Raw genomic sequence first — 14202 nt, forward strand, 5'->3', positions numbered from 1 at the left:
TCACTCATTTAAGGGCGTCGTAATCCGGCGCGACGATGATCCGATCTCACAAAACGGACCGGAGCGCGTGGATGAAAACCCTTCCCTTGTTTGCGGCAACTGCAATCGGCCTGCTCGGCATCTTCGCCACGCAGTCGTCCTATGCGGGCTCCGACAATGGCGGCGGGTTGACGGCGGCGTCCGCAGCCGACCCTGACGACGATCAGGTCAATACATCCAGCGTCAGCGACGACAATGAAGCCGCCGACAATGATGAGGCCGGGCACAAGGGCGACGGCGCCGCTACCGGCTCGCATGAAGGCGACCAGGACGGCGATCATCAGGGCGACGATCATGACGGCGACGATCATGATGGCGATCACGAAGGCGGGGACGGTGCCAGCCATGACGGCGGCGCAGACAGCGGCGGCCATGACGGTGGCGGGGACGAATGACTCTTGGGGTGATAACGCGCCCATCGTTAAAAGGTGAGCCATCCTTCTATCGAACTCTTAGGACAACTGGGCTAATTGCCTGTGAAACGCTTTGCTCGGGACATGACGTCTTGGCTCGACTGTCCGGCGTCCGAACCATGACGGAGGGCCGCCTGCGAGACCCGTAATGTCCTCGACCGTCAACATCGCCATTGTGACCCTGCAGCCGCAGCGCCTGTTGCCGACGGCCAGGCCGGCTGCCAGTAGCCACAGCGCCGTCGGCGCCGCGGCTTCGCCGCTCATGCAGGCGGAGCCCACGGCCCCAGCATCCAAGTTCAGCCTCGACAACCTCAATATCACAGCGACGAAGGTCCGACTGATGGAACGTGCGGGCAATGAGTTCCGCATCGATCAGGCCGAATATGAGTCAGTGTCGTCCTACGGTACGGCGATCAAGAACGCCGTCGAAGCGTTGAAACGGCAATCGCCGTCGGCGATCGCCGAGATCGAGAGACAGCTTGGCCTGGACCAGCTTGGCGTTTCTCTCGATAGGCTCGTCGACGCGATAGCCGATCCGCGAGGCAGCGATAGCAAAAGGCTGGATGCCGCGTTGAAGCAGCATGCGGACGGACCTGGCGAAGGCGACGCCGCATCGATCCAGCTGGACGAGCTCGGGCTTTACGGCGGCTGAGGCAGCTAGCCTATCAGCCATCTCAGCATGCCCGCCGAAGCCACCCCGATCACCACCGTCGGCAGCATCGACAGCCGTGTCGCCGCCAGCACCGTGATTGCAAGCGCCGCCAGATCGGCCGGATTCTTCGAGACGAAATCCGGAGCGATCACCGAGATCAGCACGCAGCCGGGCGCGGCTTCCATTACCGCCGTGGCGCGCGGGCCGAGCGCGCGGTTCCTCAGCACCACATAGCCGCCGACGCGGGTGAGATACGTCACGCCGGCCATCGCCAGGATGGCGAGCACGGTCATCGGATCGATCATCTCTCACCTGCCAGGAACCACGCGGCCACCAGGCCGGACAGCGCACCGGCCGCCACATACCAGGCGCCGGGCACGACGAGATAGGTGAGCGTCGCCACCGCCAGGCTGACCAGCCAGGGCCGCGCCGCGGCAAAGCCCGTCCACATGCCCCGAAGCAACACCAGGAAGACAGCAGGGAAAGCCAAGGCAAAACCGTAGGTCTCGACGTCGCCAAGCACCGGCCCGAGTGCCGCGCCGCAGGTCGTAAACGCCACCCAGGCGAGATAGAAGGGCAGCGCGGCGCCCAGATAAAAGGCCAGGCTGAAGGCCGGCCGCATGCCGACGTCGGCGCGCCGCCGCGCATCCGCGAGGCCTACGGCCCAGCTCTCGTCGCACATCAGAAACAGCGCCGGAAAAACCTGCCGCTTCGGCAGATGGTTGATGAACGGCGCGAGTGCGGCGCCCATCAGGAAATGCCGGCTGTTGACCAGAAAGGTGATGGCGGCGATCAACAGGATATGCGGCGGCGAAGTCCAGAGCTGGATCGCGGCGAATTCTGAGCCGCCGGCGAAGTTGAGGCCGGTCATCAGCGGCACCTCGGCCACGCTCAGGCCCTTCTGCGCGGCCTGCGCGCCGAGCACCAGCGCGTAGGGGATGATGCCGAGCAGCACCGGCGTCGAAGCGGCGAGCCCGCGTCGGAACTCGCCGCCGCGTCCATCGGCGCTTTGACCCTCGGCGAGGGCGATCTCGGAAACGCTCATGGCTTTGCTTTCGGCTTGGCCTCGCGGCCGCCGTTCTCCCGCTCGGTTGTGGGTTGCTATCGGTGGGGCACTATAGCCGAATTGCCTCGCAATCGGGTTGCGAAGGTGCCACGTTTATGCGAAAATTTAGCATTGAATGGCGCATTCAGGAAAAAGGTTGGAATCTGACACCATGAAGCTGGATGAGATCGACAGGCGCATTCTGCGCGCCTTGCAGCGCGACGGGCGCATGGCCAACAACGATCTGGCCAAGGAAGTCGGCCTCTCGCCGTCGCCTTGCCTGCGGCGCGTCAAGTTGCTGGAGGAGGCCGGTGTCATCGATCGCTACGTCGCGGTGCTCAACCCGGCCAAGATCGGCCGCAGCCAGACCTTTTTCACCCGCATCTGGCTGAAGCAGCAGGATGAGGACACGATCGAGCATTTCGCCGCCGAGGTGGCGAAATTCCCCGAAGTGATGGAGTGCTATCTGATGCTGGGCGACTGCGACGCTATGGTGCGGATCGTGGCGGCCGGCATCGACGACTACCGCCGCTTCCAGTCGGAGCATCTGAGCCGCATCAAGGGCGTGCAGAACGTCAAGACGGATGTGCCAAGCCAGACGATCAAGCAGACCTCGGAGATGCCGCTGTGAGGCCCTTGCCTTCTCCACAACAAGGGGAGAAGGCAAAGTCCTCAATGATGGGCGTGGTGCTCCGCGTTGCGCTTGCGCGTGGCCGCTGCCTTCTTGGCGGAAGCGGAGCGCGCGGCCGCCGATCGCTCGCCCGACGCCTTGCCGCCAGCTTTCCCGCCCTTATGCGCCGCCGGATGGCCGGTATGCTTGCCGCGGCCGGAGCCGCCTGTCTTCTTGCCGCCGGCGTCGTCCTTGTTGACCGTCGCCCAGGCGCGCCGCTCGGCTTCCTTCTCGGACACGCCGCGCTTTTCATAGCCTTCGGCGATATGGTCGGCCTTGCGTTCCTGCTTGTCGGTGTATTTCGATTTATCTCCGCGTGGCATTGTCCTGCTCCTTGTTGCGCTGAGTGATTGAGAGTCTCAGGAACTCTTTTTCTTGGCGACGTCGCCGAGGTCGGCCCGTTCCGGATCCTTGTTGTTCTCATCGGCCGCGTCGCGATCCTCGTCGGGATCATCCTTGGCCGGCAGATAGCCGCGCGGCTTGTTGGCCTTCGGGCCTTCCCAGCGCGGCCATTGATCGGAGGTTCCGGGACGTCCGGTATTGGGTGAATTGCTCATCTTAACCTCGCTTTCGAGAAGGCCGTTTGCCCTCCGTCCTTGGAGAACCGTCAGCCTTCCGCTTTCATGGTCCGTGCGATCTTCAAGAGTTTGTCGCGGTCGTGCCCGTGCTCCCGGATCAGTTCGCGCGCCTGCTTTGGCGACAGATCGGTGTTCTCCGCCAGGAAGCGCACGTCGGGATCGTCGCCGCCCTTGGTCGGCAAATTGCCGGTCGCCGTCGCATCGGCGGCGCCCGGCCGGTTCGGTATATTGTCGTTCGCCTGGGTCATCGCAGGCCTCCTTCGATTTCCGCCGTATCAGTCCGCTGTCTGGGACTGCCTGCGGCGCGCTTCCTTCTTGCGGCGCAGCACCTCGTCGGTGCCGACGATGTCCTTCGAGCCGCCGGTGATCGCGGTCGAGATCACGGCCGGCGGATCGCTTGCCGGAAAGGAGTCCTCAAGGCCGGACTGCAACTGCTCCTCCAGCGTATCCGGATCTTCCGAACGGCCTTCGGCGCGACGTCCGTCGATCTCTTCCAGATCTTGCTTGGCGTCGGGATGCTCGCGCACATTGCGCAGCGTCGACACGACGAGTTCTACGGCGAATTCCTTCATCTCCTCGCCGTGCGGGGCGGCGACGTCGGTCTCCTCGACCAGGCGAACAAGCGATTGTTCGAGCTTGTCCAACTCGCGCATGCCCTGGCAGTGCCCAAGTTTCTGCGCCAGAGCTTGGATCAGCAACGGACCGAAGGTCGAGTAGGCTTGCATGCGGGTCTCATCCACCTGTTCGGGATGAAGCGTTTGCAGCGACATTGATGCCTCCGTTCAAACTCCTGCGACGGCAGCCTGGGCAACCGACTGAAGAGGAACTGGAGGGCGGGGCAGAAGTTCCATCGCGGGGTCGATCCCGCGGGCAGATGAAATGGCGTCCGTGAAGGACACGGACGCCATTTGAATTCAGCGCTGACCGCCTTTACGGCCGGCCTCGGAGGCGCGCTGGCGGTCTTCGGCGAAGTTGCCGCTGCCACCTCGGTGCTGGCCGGCGCTCCGCTGACCCATGTTGCGGTCCTCGGCCTGCTGCTGCCCGCTGCCGCGATGCTGGTCTTCGCGGTTCTTGTGGCTCTGCTGGCCGGCTTTGACGTGCTGTTCGTGGGTTCCGCCTTGATTGGGCATATCGAATTCTCCGTTGGTTCGGATTTTCTTGAGGGTGATTCAAGGACGCGTCCAACATCCCTGAGTAAGGGCAACAGGCACCGGCAACCGATGTTCCGGTCGAAACATTTTGTGACTCGTCAGACTGAAGTCCGATCCGGCCAGCGCATTGGGCTGGCTTGTGCAACCAAACCTCCTTTTGCGAATTGGTGAGCGGCCGACGAGAAAGCCCCCTCCATCGCCGGCTATCATGGTGCCCGCCGGTCAGCCCCGCGCAATTCCGGCGGGCACCGTTATCCATAAACAGAAGGCCGCGCAGCCGACCTCGGAGCGAGACGACGTTTTGACCTATATCTCTGCAAAGCCCGCTCGGCAGGATGCCGAAAGCCTGCCTGCCAACGACAACCAGCGTACCACCCTTGCCGATCTTTCGTTCCTCGACATCATCAATGACGAGGACGAGGTCGCCGATATTGCCAGGCGCGCAGAGCGTCTCGGCCATGCCGCGCTCATCGCAATGGCGATCGGCCTGGCGGCCCTGCCGTTGCTCTGGCTGATGCTGAGGTGAGCCAGGCCGACCGGCCGCTTGGCCGGCCGGCGCCATCTGCCGGAAAGGATCGCCTCTATCTTCCGGAAAAGAAGGCGTCGAGCGTGGCCGCCGTTTCGATCGGCCATTCCTCCGGAAAGAAGTGGCCGCCGGGCATCGCCCCGCCTCTGGCGTCGTCGGCCCAGTTCCGCCATATGCCCAGCGGTCCGTCTTCGTCCCGATACCATTCGGCCAACGCGCCATGCTCGCTCCACAGCGCCAGCACGGGGCAGGATATACGACGGCCGGCCTCGCGGTCCGCATGGTCGTGCAGCCGGTCGAGCGAAGCCGCCGCGCGATACTCTTCGCAGATGGCGTGGATATGCGCCGGATCGCGCAGCGCATCGACATAAGCCTGCCGTACGCCGGGCGGGAACGCGTCGGCTGCGGATCCCCAGCCGGAAAGCGCATTGTCGACGATTGCTTCGGCCGTCGCCGCCAATATCGCCTCCGGCAGCGGCTCGGGCTGCGCCAGCAGCGACCATGGACAAAAGCCTAGCGCCAGCCTGGCATCGGCCCGGTCCCAGACCTCGGCGGTAGGGACGATGTCGAGCACGGCGAGCTTCTCGACACGGTCCGGATGATCGAGCGCCAGCCGGTAGGCGACGCGCCCGCCGCGATCATGGCCGGCGACCAGGAAACGTTGGAAGCCGAGGTCCCCCATGAGTGCCGCCATGTCGGCCGCCATGGCGCGCTTGCCGTAGGGCGCATGGTCGGCAGCCGATGGCGGGCAGGAGCTTTGCCCATAACCCCGCAGATCGGCACAGACGACGGTGAAATCCCGCGCCAGGCTGGGCGCCACGTCGCGCCACATCGCATGCGTTTCGGGAAAGCCGTGCAGCAGGAGCAGGCCGGGCCCGCTGCCGCCACGGCGGGCGAAGATACGCGCCTCGCCGGTGTCTACTTCCAATGTGTCAAAATCGGCGAACATGCTTGGCTCCGGCGGGATGCGATGCTGATGGCAAAGGCCTCACTTCCAGGCCGAGTCCAGCGTCAGCGACGCCTCGAAGATCTGCTCCTTCTCGGTGCGCAGCTTCACGGTGATCTTCAATTGTTCGGTCCCGGGCGCCTCGTCGCGGGCAATGTCGTGCAGGATGCGCAACGCCTCAAGACGGGCACGCTCGCGGTCGGCAAAAAGCTGCCCGTGGTCGTCAATCTGGCCATGCTCGGCGTTATGGAGGTCGAAATAGTAGCGTTCCATCGATGAAGCACTCCGGGCGTTTGGCAAGTTCAATCCCTGGCCCCGATCATGGTTCCAAGCGGTTGATCCCCAGGAGAATCCGCGGTGCGCCGGCCCTTGCTGCGCCGCCGCCTGCAACCGGCCCGGCCCTGCGGCGTTAGCTGTTGCGCATGGAGAACCGCGGATGCTGGAATCGCTTTACCTCAACCTGGGCCAGCATGACGCGCTGTCAGAAGAAGAGAAGGCGCTGCTCGCGGGCGCCATGCCGCTCGAAAGATACGTCGCCGCCGGCGAGGATATCGTCACGGAAGGCACGCGGCCGATCTACAGCACGCTCATCATCGACGGGTTTGCCGCCCGCTACAAAGTATTGGAGCACGGCGGCCGCCAGTTCACCTCGCTGCAGGTCGCGGGCGATTTCGTCGACCTTCATGCGTTTTTGCTGAAGACGATGGACCATGGCATCGTCGCGCTATCTCCCTGCCACGTCGCCGCAGCGGAGCATAGCAAGCTCAAGACGATTACCGAGCAGGCGCCGCACCTTACCCGGCTGTTGTGGCTAGACACGCTCGTCGATGGCGCCATTCACCGCGAATGGATCGTGGCCATGGGCCGGCGCTCCAAGACCTCTCATCTCGCGCATTTGATATGCGAGCTGTTCGTCAGGCTGCAGGTGGTGAAAAAGACGCGCGAGATGAGCTTCCATCTGCCGCTGTCGCAGGCCGAGCTCGCGGACGTGCTCGGCCTCTCCGTCGTCCATATGAACCGGGTCATCGGCACGCTGCGCCGCATGAACGTGGTCAACTGGACGAACCATATGATCACGATCCTCGACTGGGAGCGGCTGGTTGCGATCGCCGAATTCGATCCAACCTATCTCAGCATGACGCGCGAGCCGAGATAGGCATCTAGCTGCGCGGGGTCTTGGAGCGCGACCACAACTCGTCCAGCATGGTAAGCGCGGCACTCGGCTGGGCAGGCCTCAGCAGGCCCTGCTGCGCGGCGACCTTCTTGAAGGCGGCAAAGGCGATGGCCGGACGGCAGGTGCCGGCGATCGCGTCGTCCACCAGCCGGGCCGCTTCGAGATAGGCCGGCGCCTCCTTGTTCTTCCATGCGCCTCCGAGCGCCTTCTTGGCCTCGGCGACGGTGGTGACCACCATCGTGCCGCCGCTGACGAAGCGTATGGTGAGGGGCAGGAAACGGCTCATCGGTCCTTCACCATCCGAGCCATTCGCGCGTGCGCCAGGCAAGACCGACAAAGGGAGCGGCCGTGATCATGGTGGCGGCGAGAATAAAAAGCGGACTGTTCGTACGCATGGATTTCATGTTTCACCGTAAAAATTGCGGATGGCAGTAAACGATGACTTCGGCAGTCGGTTGCATCCGGCCGGCTGGTCCGAGGCTGCAAATCCGAGGCTACATATTGCTCGCGGGCCGGGCCGGCGGCGCCGGGCGGTGCGGCGGACGTGGGCGCGGCCTGAGCGGCACCTCGGCCAGCGAAGCGCGGATCACCCTGACGGGGACTGGTGGCGCTGCGGCGCGCCGGCGCAGCATTGCGGCCGAGAGACTGCCGATGAGAGTTCGAACGTCCATGTGGACTCCTCCTGAAGAGTCCCCCAGCGACCAAGCGTTAGCACCGCGGCCGGGCGGCCGCATTTAACTTTGATGTACGCGCAGGCATCTTGGCGAGGTGCGGCGATCCAAGGGCCAACCTTTTCCGTTGGCATGCGTTGTCCTCCGAAAGGAGATGACCATGCCGACCAGCAGCCGAACGAAAGCCGACACAGCCAGAAAATCAGCGATCGCCAAGAAGACAGACACGGCGAAGGCCGCGAACAGGCAGCGCGGCGTGCAGCGCAAGGTCGATGCCACGGACCGCAGCAAGCCGAAGCCGGAAGCGCCGGGCGCCATGCAGGCCGGCGCGCGCAAATACCCCACGCCGCCTTTCCCCAGGCAGCATCATCCCAAGCCCGGCGAGGAATGGGCGATCGAGCCCGCGCCGCTTTATGATGCGCCCTTCTGGCAAGGATCGGGCAAGCTCAAGGACAAGGTCGCGCTGATCACCGGCGGCGATTCCGGCATCGGCCGCGCTGTGGCCGTGCTGTTCGCACGCGAGGGTGCCGATGTCGCCATCGCCTATCTCAGCGAGGACCGCGATGCCGAGGCGACGAAGCATGCGATCGAGGCGGAGGGCAGGCGCTGCATCACCTTGCGCGGCGACCTGGCCGAACGCGCCTTCTGCCGCAAGGCGGTGGCGGAAACGCTCAAGGCCTTTGGCAAGCTCGACGTGCTGGTCAACAATGCCGCCTTTCAAATCCACTCCACCGATTTCGCCGATCTGACGGAGGAGCATTTCGACACCACGCTGAAGACCAATCTCTACGGCTATTTCCATATGGCTCAGGAAGCCGTGCCGCACATGGCGCCGGGTTCGGCCATCATCAACACCGGTTCGGTCACCGGCATCGAGGGTTCGAAGGAACTGGTCGACTACTCGATGACCAAGGGCGGCATTCACGCCTTCACCCGCGCTCTCTCCGGCAATCTCATCTCGAAGGGCATCCGCGTCAATGCGGTGGCGCCGGGTCCGGTCTGGACGCCGCTCAACCCATCCGAAAAACAAGCGGAAGACGTTTCGCAGTTCGGCGCCAAGACGCCGATGAAGCGGCCCGCCCAGCCGGAAGAGATCGCGCCGGCCTACGTGTTCCTGGCCTCGCCGCAATGCTCAAGCTACATCACCGGCGAAATCCTGCCGATCATCGGGGGTTACTGACACCCATGAGGAGGATCTCATGAAAAAAGCGCTTCTCATTGCAGTCGTCACCCTGATCCCGGCCCTGCCGGCGGTGGCCCAGAATGCCGCCCAGCCGAACGACCAGCAGGCGCAGAACTGCCAGGCCAAGCCCGACGCCAACGACCAGCAGCAGAAACAGAAGCAGCAGGCCGACACCGATGAGCTGTCGAAAAAAACTCGGCAATTGCGGCGGCGTGCTGAAGCCGCCGCCGACCGGCGACAAGAACGCGACGCCGCCGCCCCCGACAGGCAGCGACATGCCGGTGATCAAGCCGGGCGAAATTCCGCCGCAGACCGGCCAATGAGGCCGTCTTCAACAACAAGGGTTCAATGCTTGCGCTTCTCGCCCTCGGTCGCCTTGGCGGCCGGCAAGTTGTGGGCCTCGCGTATCATCTGCAATGCCTCCTCACGCGTGAGGCCGCATTTGCGGGCGTAATAAGCGGCCTCATGGATTTCGGCTCGAGAGGCTGCCGCAACGCCGGAAGGGGACCGTCTCTCTTTCTTCTTGGCCATCGGTTTGCCGTGCCATGAATCAATTAGTCAGCTAATTATAGGCTCATTGTTTCTCATTGCAAATTCACCGCTGCTTTTGGCGATCCTGCTGGGCTGCCTGTGCCATTGGGGAACCATTGCACCGGCACAGGATTGTGACTTGCGGGTCGCGTCAGCCGGACCTGGTGGCAAAGAGAACAGGGCTGGTTTCTCCGGCTTCCCGCCCTGGCCAACGAAAAGGCAGTCGAGCTCTTGTCCCACCCGGCCCGCTCCGAGCTTGGGGCAGTACATGGCAGTGGATACGGAATTAAACGGTGGCGGCGTCGAACCGCGCAAGGGCATGCCCAGCCCGCGTCTCGGCGAGAGCGAGTTCAAGCGACGCTACAGGAAGCTGTTCTACGATCCGGCCTTCGAGCCGGAGGCCGAAGCCATAGGCAGGCTGGCCGAAATTGCTTGGCAGGCCTATAGCGAGGAACGCAAAAGTCCGGTGACCCGCAAAGCGGGGGAGGGTTTTCACGACCCAAGCTACGATCTCTCCGTCGAATGGATCGCCGCTCACGATGCGGTCAAGGCCGCGCAACGGCGCCACGAGGACAGAACTGCACCGTCGCGCATCCTGATCATCAACGGCTCCTCACGCAGCGAGCATACTTGCCCGGGCGAAATGTCGAAAAGCTTTCGTCTCGTCGAACTGGCGCGCCGCGCCATTGCCGGCAGGCCGGGCTTTTCCGTTGAAGTGCTCGATCTGTCACGGCTCGCTTCCGAATATGGCCGCAGGATCTACCCTTGCAAGGCCTGCTTCTCGACAGCGGCGGCGCTCTGCCACTGGCCGTGCTCGTGCTATCCGAACCATTCGCTCGGCCAGGTGCACGACTGGATGAACGACATTTATCCCCTTTGGGTCGAGGCGCATGGCGTGATGATCGTCACGCCCGTCAACTGGTACCAGACCTCCTCGCCGGTGAAGTTGATGATGGACCGGCTGGTCTGCGCTGACGGTGGCAATCCCGATCCGTCTTTGACGCAGGGCAAGGATGCAGCGCTTGCCAAGCAAGCCGAACTCGCTGGCTGGAGCTATCCCCGCCATCTCGAAGGCCGGTTGTTTTCGGTTGTCGTTCATGGCGATACGGAAGGCGCTGCGAACGTGCGGCATGCGCTTGCCGACTGGCTGCGTTCGATGAAGCTCGATCCCGTCGGCGAGATTGCCGAACTCGACCGCTATATTGGCTACTGGAAGCCCTATGCAACCAGCCATGACGAGCTCGACGCTGACAAGGACGTTCAGGTTGAAGTAACCAACGCCGCGCTAGCCCTGGCCGAAGCGGTGGCGAGGCGCCGGGCAGGGGAATTCCCCACCATCGGAGCCGACCTCAAGGATCCACGCCCAAAATAGAGGAAGAAGATGCCGCGCTGGGCCAACGAAGGCTGGACAATCCTCAAGGAAAGCGTCTCCGGCTATATTGCCGACAATGCGCTGAGCCACGGCGCGGCGATGGCCTTCTATGCCACCACCTCGCTGGCGCCGATCCTGCTGATCGTGGTCGCGATCGCCGGGTTCGTCATCGGCAACGATGCCGCGCAACTGGCGCTCTCGGCACAGATATCGGGCGTCATGGGACCGCAGAGCGCTGATCTTCTCAAGGCAACGGTCGAGACCGCCTCGCAGCGCGGGTCCGGTACTTTGGCCGCCTTGATCGGGCTGGTCACGCTTTTAATCACCGCGTCCGGCGTCTTCGGCGAGATGCAGCAGACATTGAACGAGATCTGGAAGGTCAAGCCCACCAGCGTGTCGTTTTCGCGCCTGGTGCGGGCGAGGGCGGTGAGCCTCGGACTTGTGGCGGCGCTCGGCTTCCTGCTGCTGGTGTCGCTTGCAGCCAGCACCGCAATCGCCGCGCTTGGCGAAGTCATTAACCGCAGCCTGCCGTTTGGAACGCTGATCGTCAGCGGCATCAACACGGTCGTCTCGTTCGCATTGATCGCTCTGCTCTTCGCCGCCATCTACAAGGTCCTGCCGGACCGGGAGCTCAAATGGCGTGACGTCGGCGTCGGGGCGTTGGTGACGGCGCTGCTCTTCACCATCGGCAAGTCGCTGATTGGCTGGTACATCGGCACCAGCGCCATAGCGACGTCTTACGGAGCGGCGGGCGCGCTGATGGTGGTGCTGGTCTGGGTTTATTATTCGGCACAGATTTTTCTTTTCGGCGCCGAGATTACCCGCGCCTATTCGGTACGGCGCGGCAGCCGGCGCGACCTCGCGCCGGTCGTTGCGAATGCAACCGACCGGGCTGCGCTGCACCATGCCGAAGAAGTAGCCAAACCCGAGACGACGATGCCGGCCGACGCTGGTGCAAGTGTCGGCGCGGCGGCGCCTCGGGCATCCGGCGGCGGGATCGTCCTATGGATTGTCCTCGGCAGCCTGATCACTCTGCTTGTCACGCGGGTCTTGCGCCGCTCAGGCTGACACGACCTCGTCGCCGGGCTCGGGCCTTACCGCCGTTCTTCCTGCCGTTTCTCGATTTCGTAGGACAGCCAGCGGCAGAACATGCCGATAACCGAGGTAGCGGCTCCGCCGAGCAGACAAGCAATCAGCAACGGACTTTTCGAGGCACTGTCCCAACTGACGATCGCCAGCAGCGCCACGCTCACTGTGGAAATCAGATACCCTGTACCCTTGAGAAGATGAAGCGACGATCTGGTCATGTTGGCCCGCCTTCCAATGAACAGACAATCAGGATCGAGGTTCCATTTAGCCGATGTTCCTCCACGACGGTGGCGGCATGAGGCACTTGCTGGAAACGGGAAGGCAGGCTGGCCGGCCGCAACATACAACTCACTTGGGACTGAAGTCGCACGCAGCGCCGCTTTGGTCCACGCAGTGAAACCTTGGCCCGCCGTTGGTGGTTGGGGGACGGTTTGACGGATATTTGAGTCCCTTCATCGTCAACTGTTTGAACGCCCATCATTCCCGCGACTGGTGGGCGTTCATTCGAGGCCAACGATCCAGTGCCAAGGGGCGGACCGGATGACATGCGGCACGCTGTGAGGCGCCCCGACAGCGGTCGCGGGGCGCACCCCGATCCTCATCGGTAATCTGACGGCCGAGCTTTTTCTATCGCGGGGGGGATTGGTCCGTCCTCGACAAGGATATCCTTCTTGCGCGCGAATGCGGCGAAAACGCCTCGCGCGGTTTCCGCGTCGACTTCGCCGACCAAAGCCGCCTTGCAGGCACGGATAGCCGCTTTCTGCTCCGGGCTATTGCCGCACCAGTCGGTCGCGAACTGATAGGCATCGACGACGGTGTTCAGTTGCCGGGGAAAGCCCAGTCCGACCCAAACGCGAAGGGGTTTCTCGAAAGGTTTGGAAAGCATCGCGAACTCCCATAACCGCGAAACTTTCAAACAGTCAGTCCGCCGCCGCGGCCGCCTTTGCCGGTCATCCATGGCAAGGGCATACTCACTTCCTCGAGAATTTTGACCGACCTTGCGAAACCGCTAAAGGCATCTCTGGCGGCAGTCAGCGGATAGCCGCTGTCGAATGCCCGCTGGCAGGCACGAAGTGCCGTTTCAAAAATGGTTCCGCGCCTGTTCTTGGGCCACGCGTAGAGAAATTCCAGGGCATCTTCCAGGCACGCGATTTCCTGGATGAGGCTGTCTCCGCTCTTCACGAAAACAGGGCTGTCGAACATGCGATCGTTCATAACGTCCTCCAATCGAACGAACAATTGAGTTCAGGCAACGGCTTGGTGCCGACAGCGGCCCAAGCTCAGCGGCGATATGGGTTTGTAGATCTTGACCGTCAAGAGGCCCGGGGTCGCTGCAAGAACCGGCGCGCCAATTCTGCCATCCACGACGAATTATCGGTCCAACAAACAGCTAAGATCGTTGGTGGCGCGGGCGGCGGCCGCCGTCGTTCGATTAGACCTGCAATGTGGCAGAGACCCCTTGCAAGCTGCCGGGGCTCGGCGGCGTCAGCGGATCGTCCGCTATGCGGCTTCAGCCGCGACGTTGACCGCGGATTCGGCAAGCTGGGTGAGCGCGGCGTCCGTTTCCTTTTCTTCGTTCAGCGTCTTGTCGAGCAAGGTGACGGCCTCCGTCAGGCCGAGTTCCTGCGCCCAGGTCCTGAGCGTGCCGTAGCGAGAGATCTCGTAATGCTCGACGGCTTGGGCGGCAGCCAAAAGGCCGGCGTCGAGCGAGGGCGAGCCCTTGTACTCGTCCATGATCTCGGCACCTTCCTCGGTGATGCCGATGATGGCGGCACAAGTCTTGCCCGCCGGTTTCTTATCGATCACCTCAAACACTTCCTCGAGACGGGCGACATGTTCCTCCGTCTGGTCGCGATGCTTCTCGAAGGCCATTTTCAGCGCGTCATCCTGCGCCGCCTTCGCCATCTTGGGCAGCGTCGTCAGGATTTTCTTCTCGGCGAAATAGATATCCTTCAGCGTGTCATGGAAAAGTTCGTTGAGGCCCTTGTTCGAGGCCGCTTTCGTCGTCGCCATTCTGAATCTCCTGGTGCGGTTGGATCACCACCAACACGGCCCGACTAAAGTTGTTCCAGAAAGAAATACATGCGGCGACACAGCTAAAAGCATCAATTGTTATTGACGGCGACGAAGCGCCGCCGCGGCCAGGCAATTGGCCGGACCGA

23 protein-coding genes are annotated in these 14202 nt (G+C 63.1%); 9 read left to right on the top strand and 14 right to left on the bottom strand.

Annotated elements, in window-relative coordinates; translation table 11 throughout:
* Positions 1 to 71 precede the first annotated feature (71 nt).
* Positions 72 to 434 (top strand): hypothetical protein, encoded by a 363-nt coding sequence (locus LB529_RS02400; RefSeq protein ID WP_224544627.1) that lies wholly within the window; start codon positions 72 to 74, stop codon positions 432 to 434.
* Positions 435 to 600: 166 nt separating this feature from the next.
* Positions 601 to 1104: a hypothetical protein gene (locus tag LB529_RS02405; protein WP_224611528.1), complete on the top strand. Its 504-nt coding sequence runs from the start codon at positions 601 to 603 to the stop codon at positions 1102 to 1104.
* Positions 1105 to 1109: 5 nt separating this feature from the next.
* Here the strand turns inward: LB529_RS02405 and LB529_RS02410 are convergent, their stop codons facing one another.
* Both LB529_RS02410 and LB529_RS02415 read right to left on the bottom strand, forming a co-directional pair.
* On the bottom strand, positions 1110 to 1409 hold the full coding sequence (locus LB529_RS02410; protein ID WP_224530856.1) for an AzlD family protein: 300 nt from the start codon (positions 1407 to 1409) through the stop codon (positions 1110 to 1112).
* Positions 1406 to 2149: an AzlC family ABC transporter permease gene (locus LB529_RS02415; RefSeq protein ID WP_224601430.1), complete on the bottom strand. Its 744-nt coding sequence runs from the start codon at positions 2147 to 2149 to the stop codon at positions 1406 to 1408. The genes LB529_RS02410 and LB529_RS02415 overlap by 4 nt, the downstream gene beginning before the upstream one ends.
* A 172-nt stretch (positions 2150 to 2321) precedes the next feature.
* Here LB529_RS02415 and LB529_RS02420 point away from each other — a divergent pair, with 172 nt between their 5' ends.
* The gene (locus LB529_RS02420) at positions 2322 to 2780 is read left to right on the top strand and encodes an Lrp/AsnC family transcriptional regulator (RefSeq protein ID WP_224710124.1); all 459 of its coding nucleotides are present in this window, start codon (positions 2322 to 2324) and stop codon (positions 2778 to 2780) included.
* Between the two features lie 41 nt (positions 2781 to 2821).
* Here the strand turns inward: LB529_RS02420 and LB529_RS02425 are convergent, their stop codons facing one another.
* The 5 genes from LB529_RS02425 to LB529_RS29185 form a co-directional block, all read right to left on the bottom strand.
* A complete protein-coding gene (locus tag LB529_RS02425; RefSeq protein WP_224710058.1) occupies positions 2822 to 3142 on the bottom strand; it encodes a plasmid stabilization protein in 321 nt (106 codons plus the stop codon).
* A 36-nt stretch (positions 3143 to 3178) separates the two neighbouring features.
* Positions 3179 to 3376, bottom strand: a complete 198-nt coding sequence (locus LB529_RS02430; RefSeq protein WP_095768383.1) for a hypothetical protein — start codon at positions 3374 to 3376, stop codon at positions 3179 to 3181.
* Positions 3377 to 3426: 50 nt separating this feature from the next.
* Entirely contained in the window at positions 3427 to 3645 is a 219-nt protein-coding gene (locus LB529_RS02435) for a hypothetical protein (protein WP_140840683.1), read from the bottom strand.
* Between the two features lie 27 nt (positions 3646 to 3672).
* The gene (locus LB529_RS02440) at positions 3673 to 4167 is read right to left on the bottom strand and encodes a hypothetical protein (protein WP_224710127.1); all 495 of its coding nucleotides are present in this window, start codon (positions 4165 to 4167) and stop codon (positions 3673 to 3675) included.
* 144 nt (positions 4168 to 4311) lie between these two features.
* A complete protein-coding gene (locus LB529_RS29185) occupies positions 4312 to 4527 on the bottom strand; it encodes a KGG domain-containing protein (RefSeq protein WP_095768385.1) in 216 nt (71 codons plus the stop codon).
* Positions 4528 to 4849: 322 nt separating this feature from the next.
* Between LB529_RS29185 and LB529_RS02450 the strand changes: the two genes are divergently transcribed.
* Positions 4850 to 5074 carry a hypothetical protein gene (locus LB529_RS02450; protein ID WP_224544631.1) on the top strand — a complete coding sequence of 75 codons (225 nt, stop codon included), beginning with the start codon at positions 4850 to 4852 and terminating at the stop codon, positions 5072 to 5074.
* A 55-nt stretch (positions 5075 to 5129) separates the two neighbouring features.
* Here the strand turns inward: LB529_RS02450 and LB529_RS02455 are convergent, their stop codons facing one another.
* Together LB529_RS02455 and LB529_RS02460 are read right to left on the bottom strand one after the other, a co-directional pair.
* Positions 5130 to 6023, bottom strand: coding sequence for an alpha/beta fold hydrolase (locus tag LB529_RS02455; RefSeq protein ID WP_224710059.1), 894 nt, complete (start codon positions 6021 to 6023; stop codon positions 5130 to 5132).
* A 39-nt stretch (positions 6024 to 6062) separates the two neighbouring features.
* A complete protein-coding gene (locus LB529_RS02460; protein WP_095768388.1) occupies positions 6063 to 6293 on the bottom strand; it encodes a DUF6894 family protein in 231 nt (76 codons plus the stop codon).
* 163 nt (positions 6294 to 6456) lie between these two features.
* Here LB529_RS02460 and LB529_RS02465 point away from each other — a divergent pair, with 163 nt between their 5' ends.
* Positions 6457 to 7176: a Crp/Fnr family transcriptional regulator gene (locus LB529_RS02465; protein ID WP_224710060.1), complete on the top strand. Its 720-nt coding sequence runs from the start codon at positions 6457 to 6459 to the stop codon at positions 7174 to 7176.
* A 4-nt stretch (positions 7177 to 7180) separates the two neighbouring features.
* Here LB529_RS02465 and LB529_RS02470 read toward each other — a convergent pair whose 3' ends face one another.
* Positions 7181 to 7480, bottom strand: coding sequence for a DUF982 domain-containing protein (locus LB529_RS02470; RefSeq protein WP_095768390.1), 300 nt, complete (start codon positions 7478 to 7480; stop codon positions 7181 to 7183).
* Between the two features lie 545 nt (positions 7481 to 8025).
* Between LB529_RS02470 and LB529_RS02475 the strand changes: the two genes are divergently transcribed.
* The 4 genes from LB529_RS02475 to LB529_RS02490 all read left to right on the top strand — a co-directional run bounded on the left by LB529_RS02475 (position 8026) and on the right by LB529_RS02490 (position 12019).
* A complete protein-coding gene (locus LB529_RS02475; protein ID WP_224710061.1) occupies positions 8026 to 9045 on the top strand; it encodes an SDR family oxidoreductase in 1020 nt (339 codons plus the stop codon).
* Positions 9046 to 9064: 19 nt separating this feature from the next.
* The gene (locus LB529_RS02480) at positions 9065 to 9502 is read left to right on the top strand and encodes a hypothetical protein (RefSeq protein ID WP_224710062.1); all 438 of its coding nucleotides are present in this window, start codon (positions 9065 to 9067) and stop codon (positions 9500 to 9502) included.
* Between the two features lie 345 nt (positions 9503 to 9847).
* A complete protein-coding gene (locus LB529_RS02485; RefSeq protein WP_224710063.1) occupies positions 9848 to 10951 on the top strand; it encodes a flavodoxin family protein in 1104 nt (367 codons plus the stop codon).
* 9 nt (positions 10952 to 10960) lie between these two features.
* Positions 10961 to 12019, top strand: a complete 1059-nt coding sequence (locus LB529_RS02490) for a YihY/virulence factor BrkB family protein (protein WP_224710064.1) — start codon at positions 10961 to 10963, stop codon at positions 12017 to 12019.
* A 26-nt stretch (positions 12020 to 12045) separates the two neighbouring features.
* Here the strand turns inward: LB529_RS02490 and LB529_RS02495 are convergent, their stop codons facing one another.
* The 4 genes from LB529_RS02495 to LB529_RS02510 all read right to left on the bottom strand — a co-directional run bounded on the left by LB529_RS02495 (position 12046) and on the right by LB529_RS02510 (position 14053).
* On the bottom strand, positions 12046 to 12258 hold the full coding sequence (locus tag LB529_RS02495) for a hypothetical protein (protein WP_140681722.1): 213 nt from the start codon (positions 12256 to 12258) through the stop codon (positions 12046 to 12048).
* 380 nt (positions 12259 to 12638) lie between these two features.
* On the bottom strand, positions 12639 to 12956 hold the full coding sequence (locus LB529_RS02500; RefSeq protein ID WP_224610576.1) for a DUF982 domain-containing protein: 318 nt from the start codon (positions 12954 to 12956) through the stop codon (positions 12639 to 12641).
* Entirely contained in the window at positions 12953 to 13255 is a 303-nt protein-coding gene (locus LB529_RS02505) for a DUF982 domain-containing protein (protein ID WP_224710065.1), read from the bottom strand. The genes LB529_RS02500 and LB529_RS02505 overlap by 4 nt, the downstream gene beginning before the upstream one ends.
* Before the next feature lie 285 nt (positions 13256 to 13540).
* Complete coding sequence (locus tag LB529_RS02510) at positions 13541 to 14053, bottom strand: ferritin-like domain-containing protein (protein WP_224530884.1); 513 nt, start codon at positions 14051 to 14053, stop codon at positions 13541 to 13543.
* Positions 14054 to 14202: the final 149 nt, after the last annotated feature.

Source organism: Mesorhizobium sp. CA5 (assembly GCF_020165105.1).
GTDB lineage: Bacteria > Pseudomonadota > Alphaproteobacteria > Rhizobiales > Rhizobiaceae > Mesorhizobium.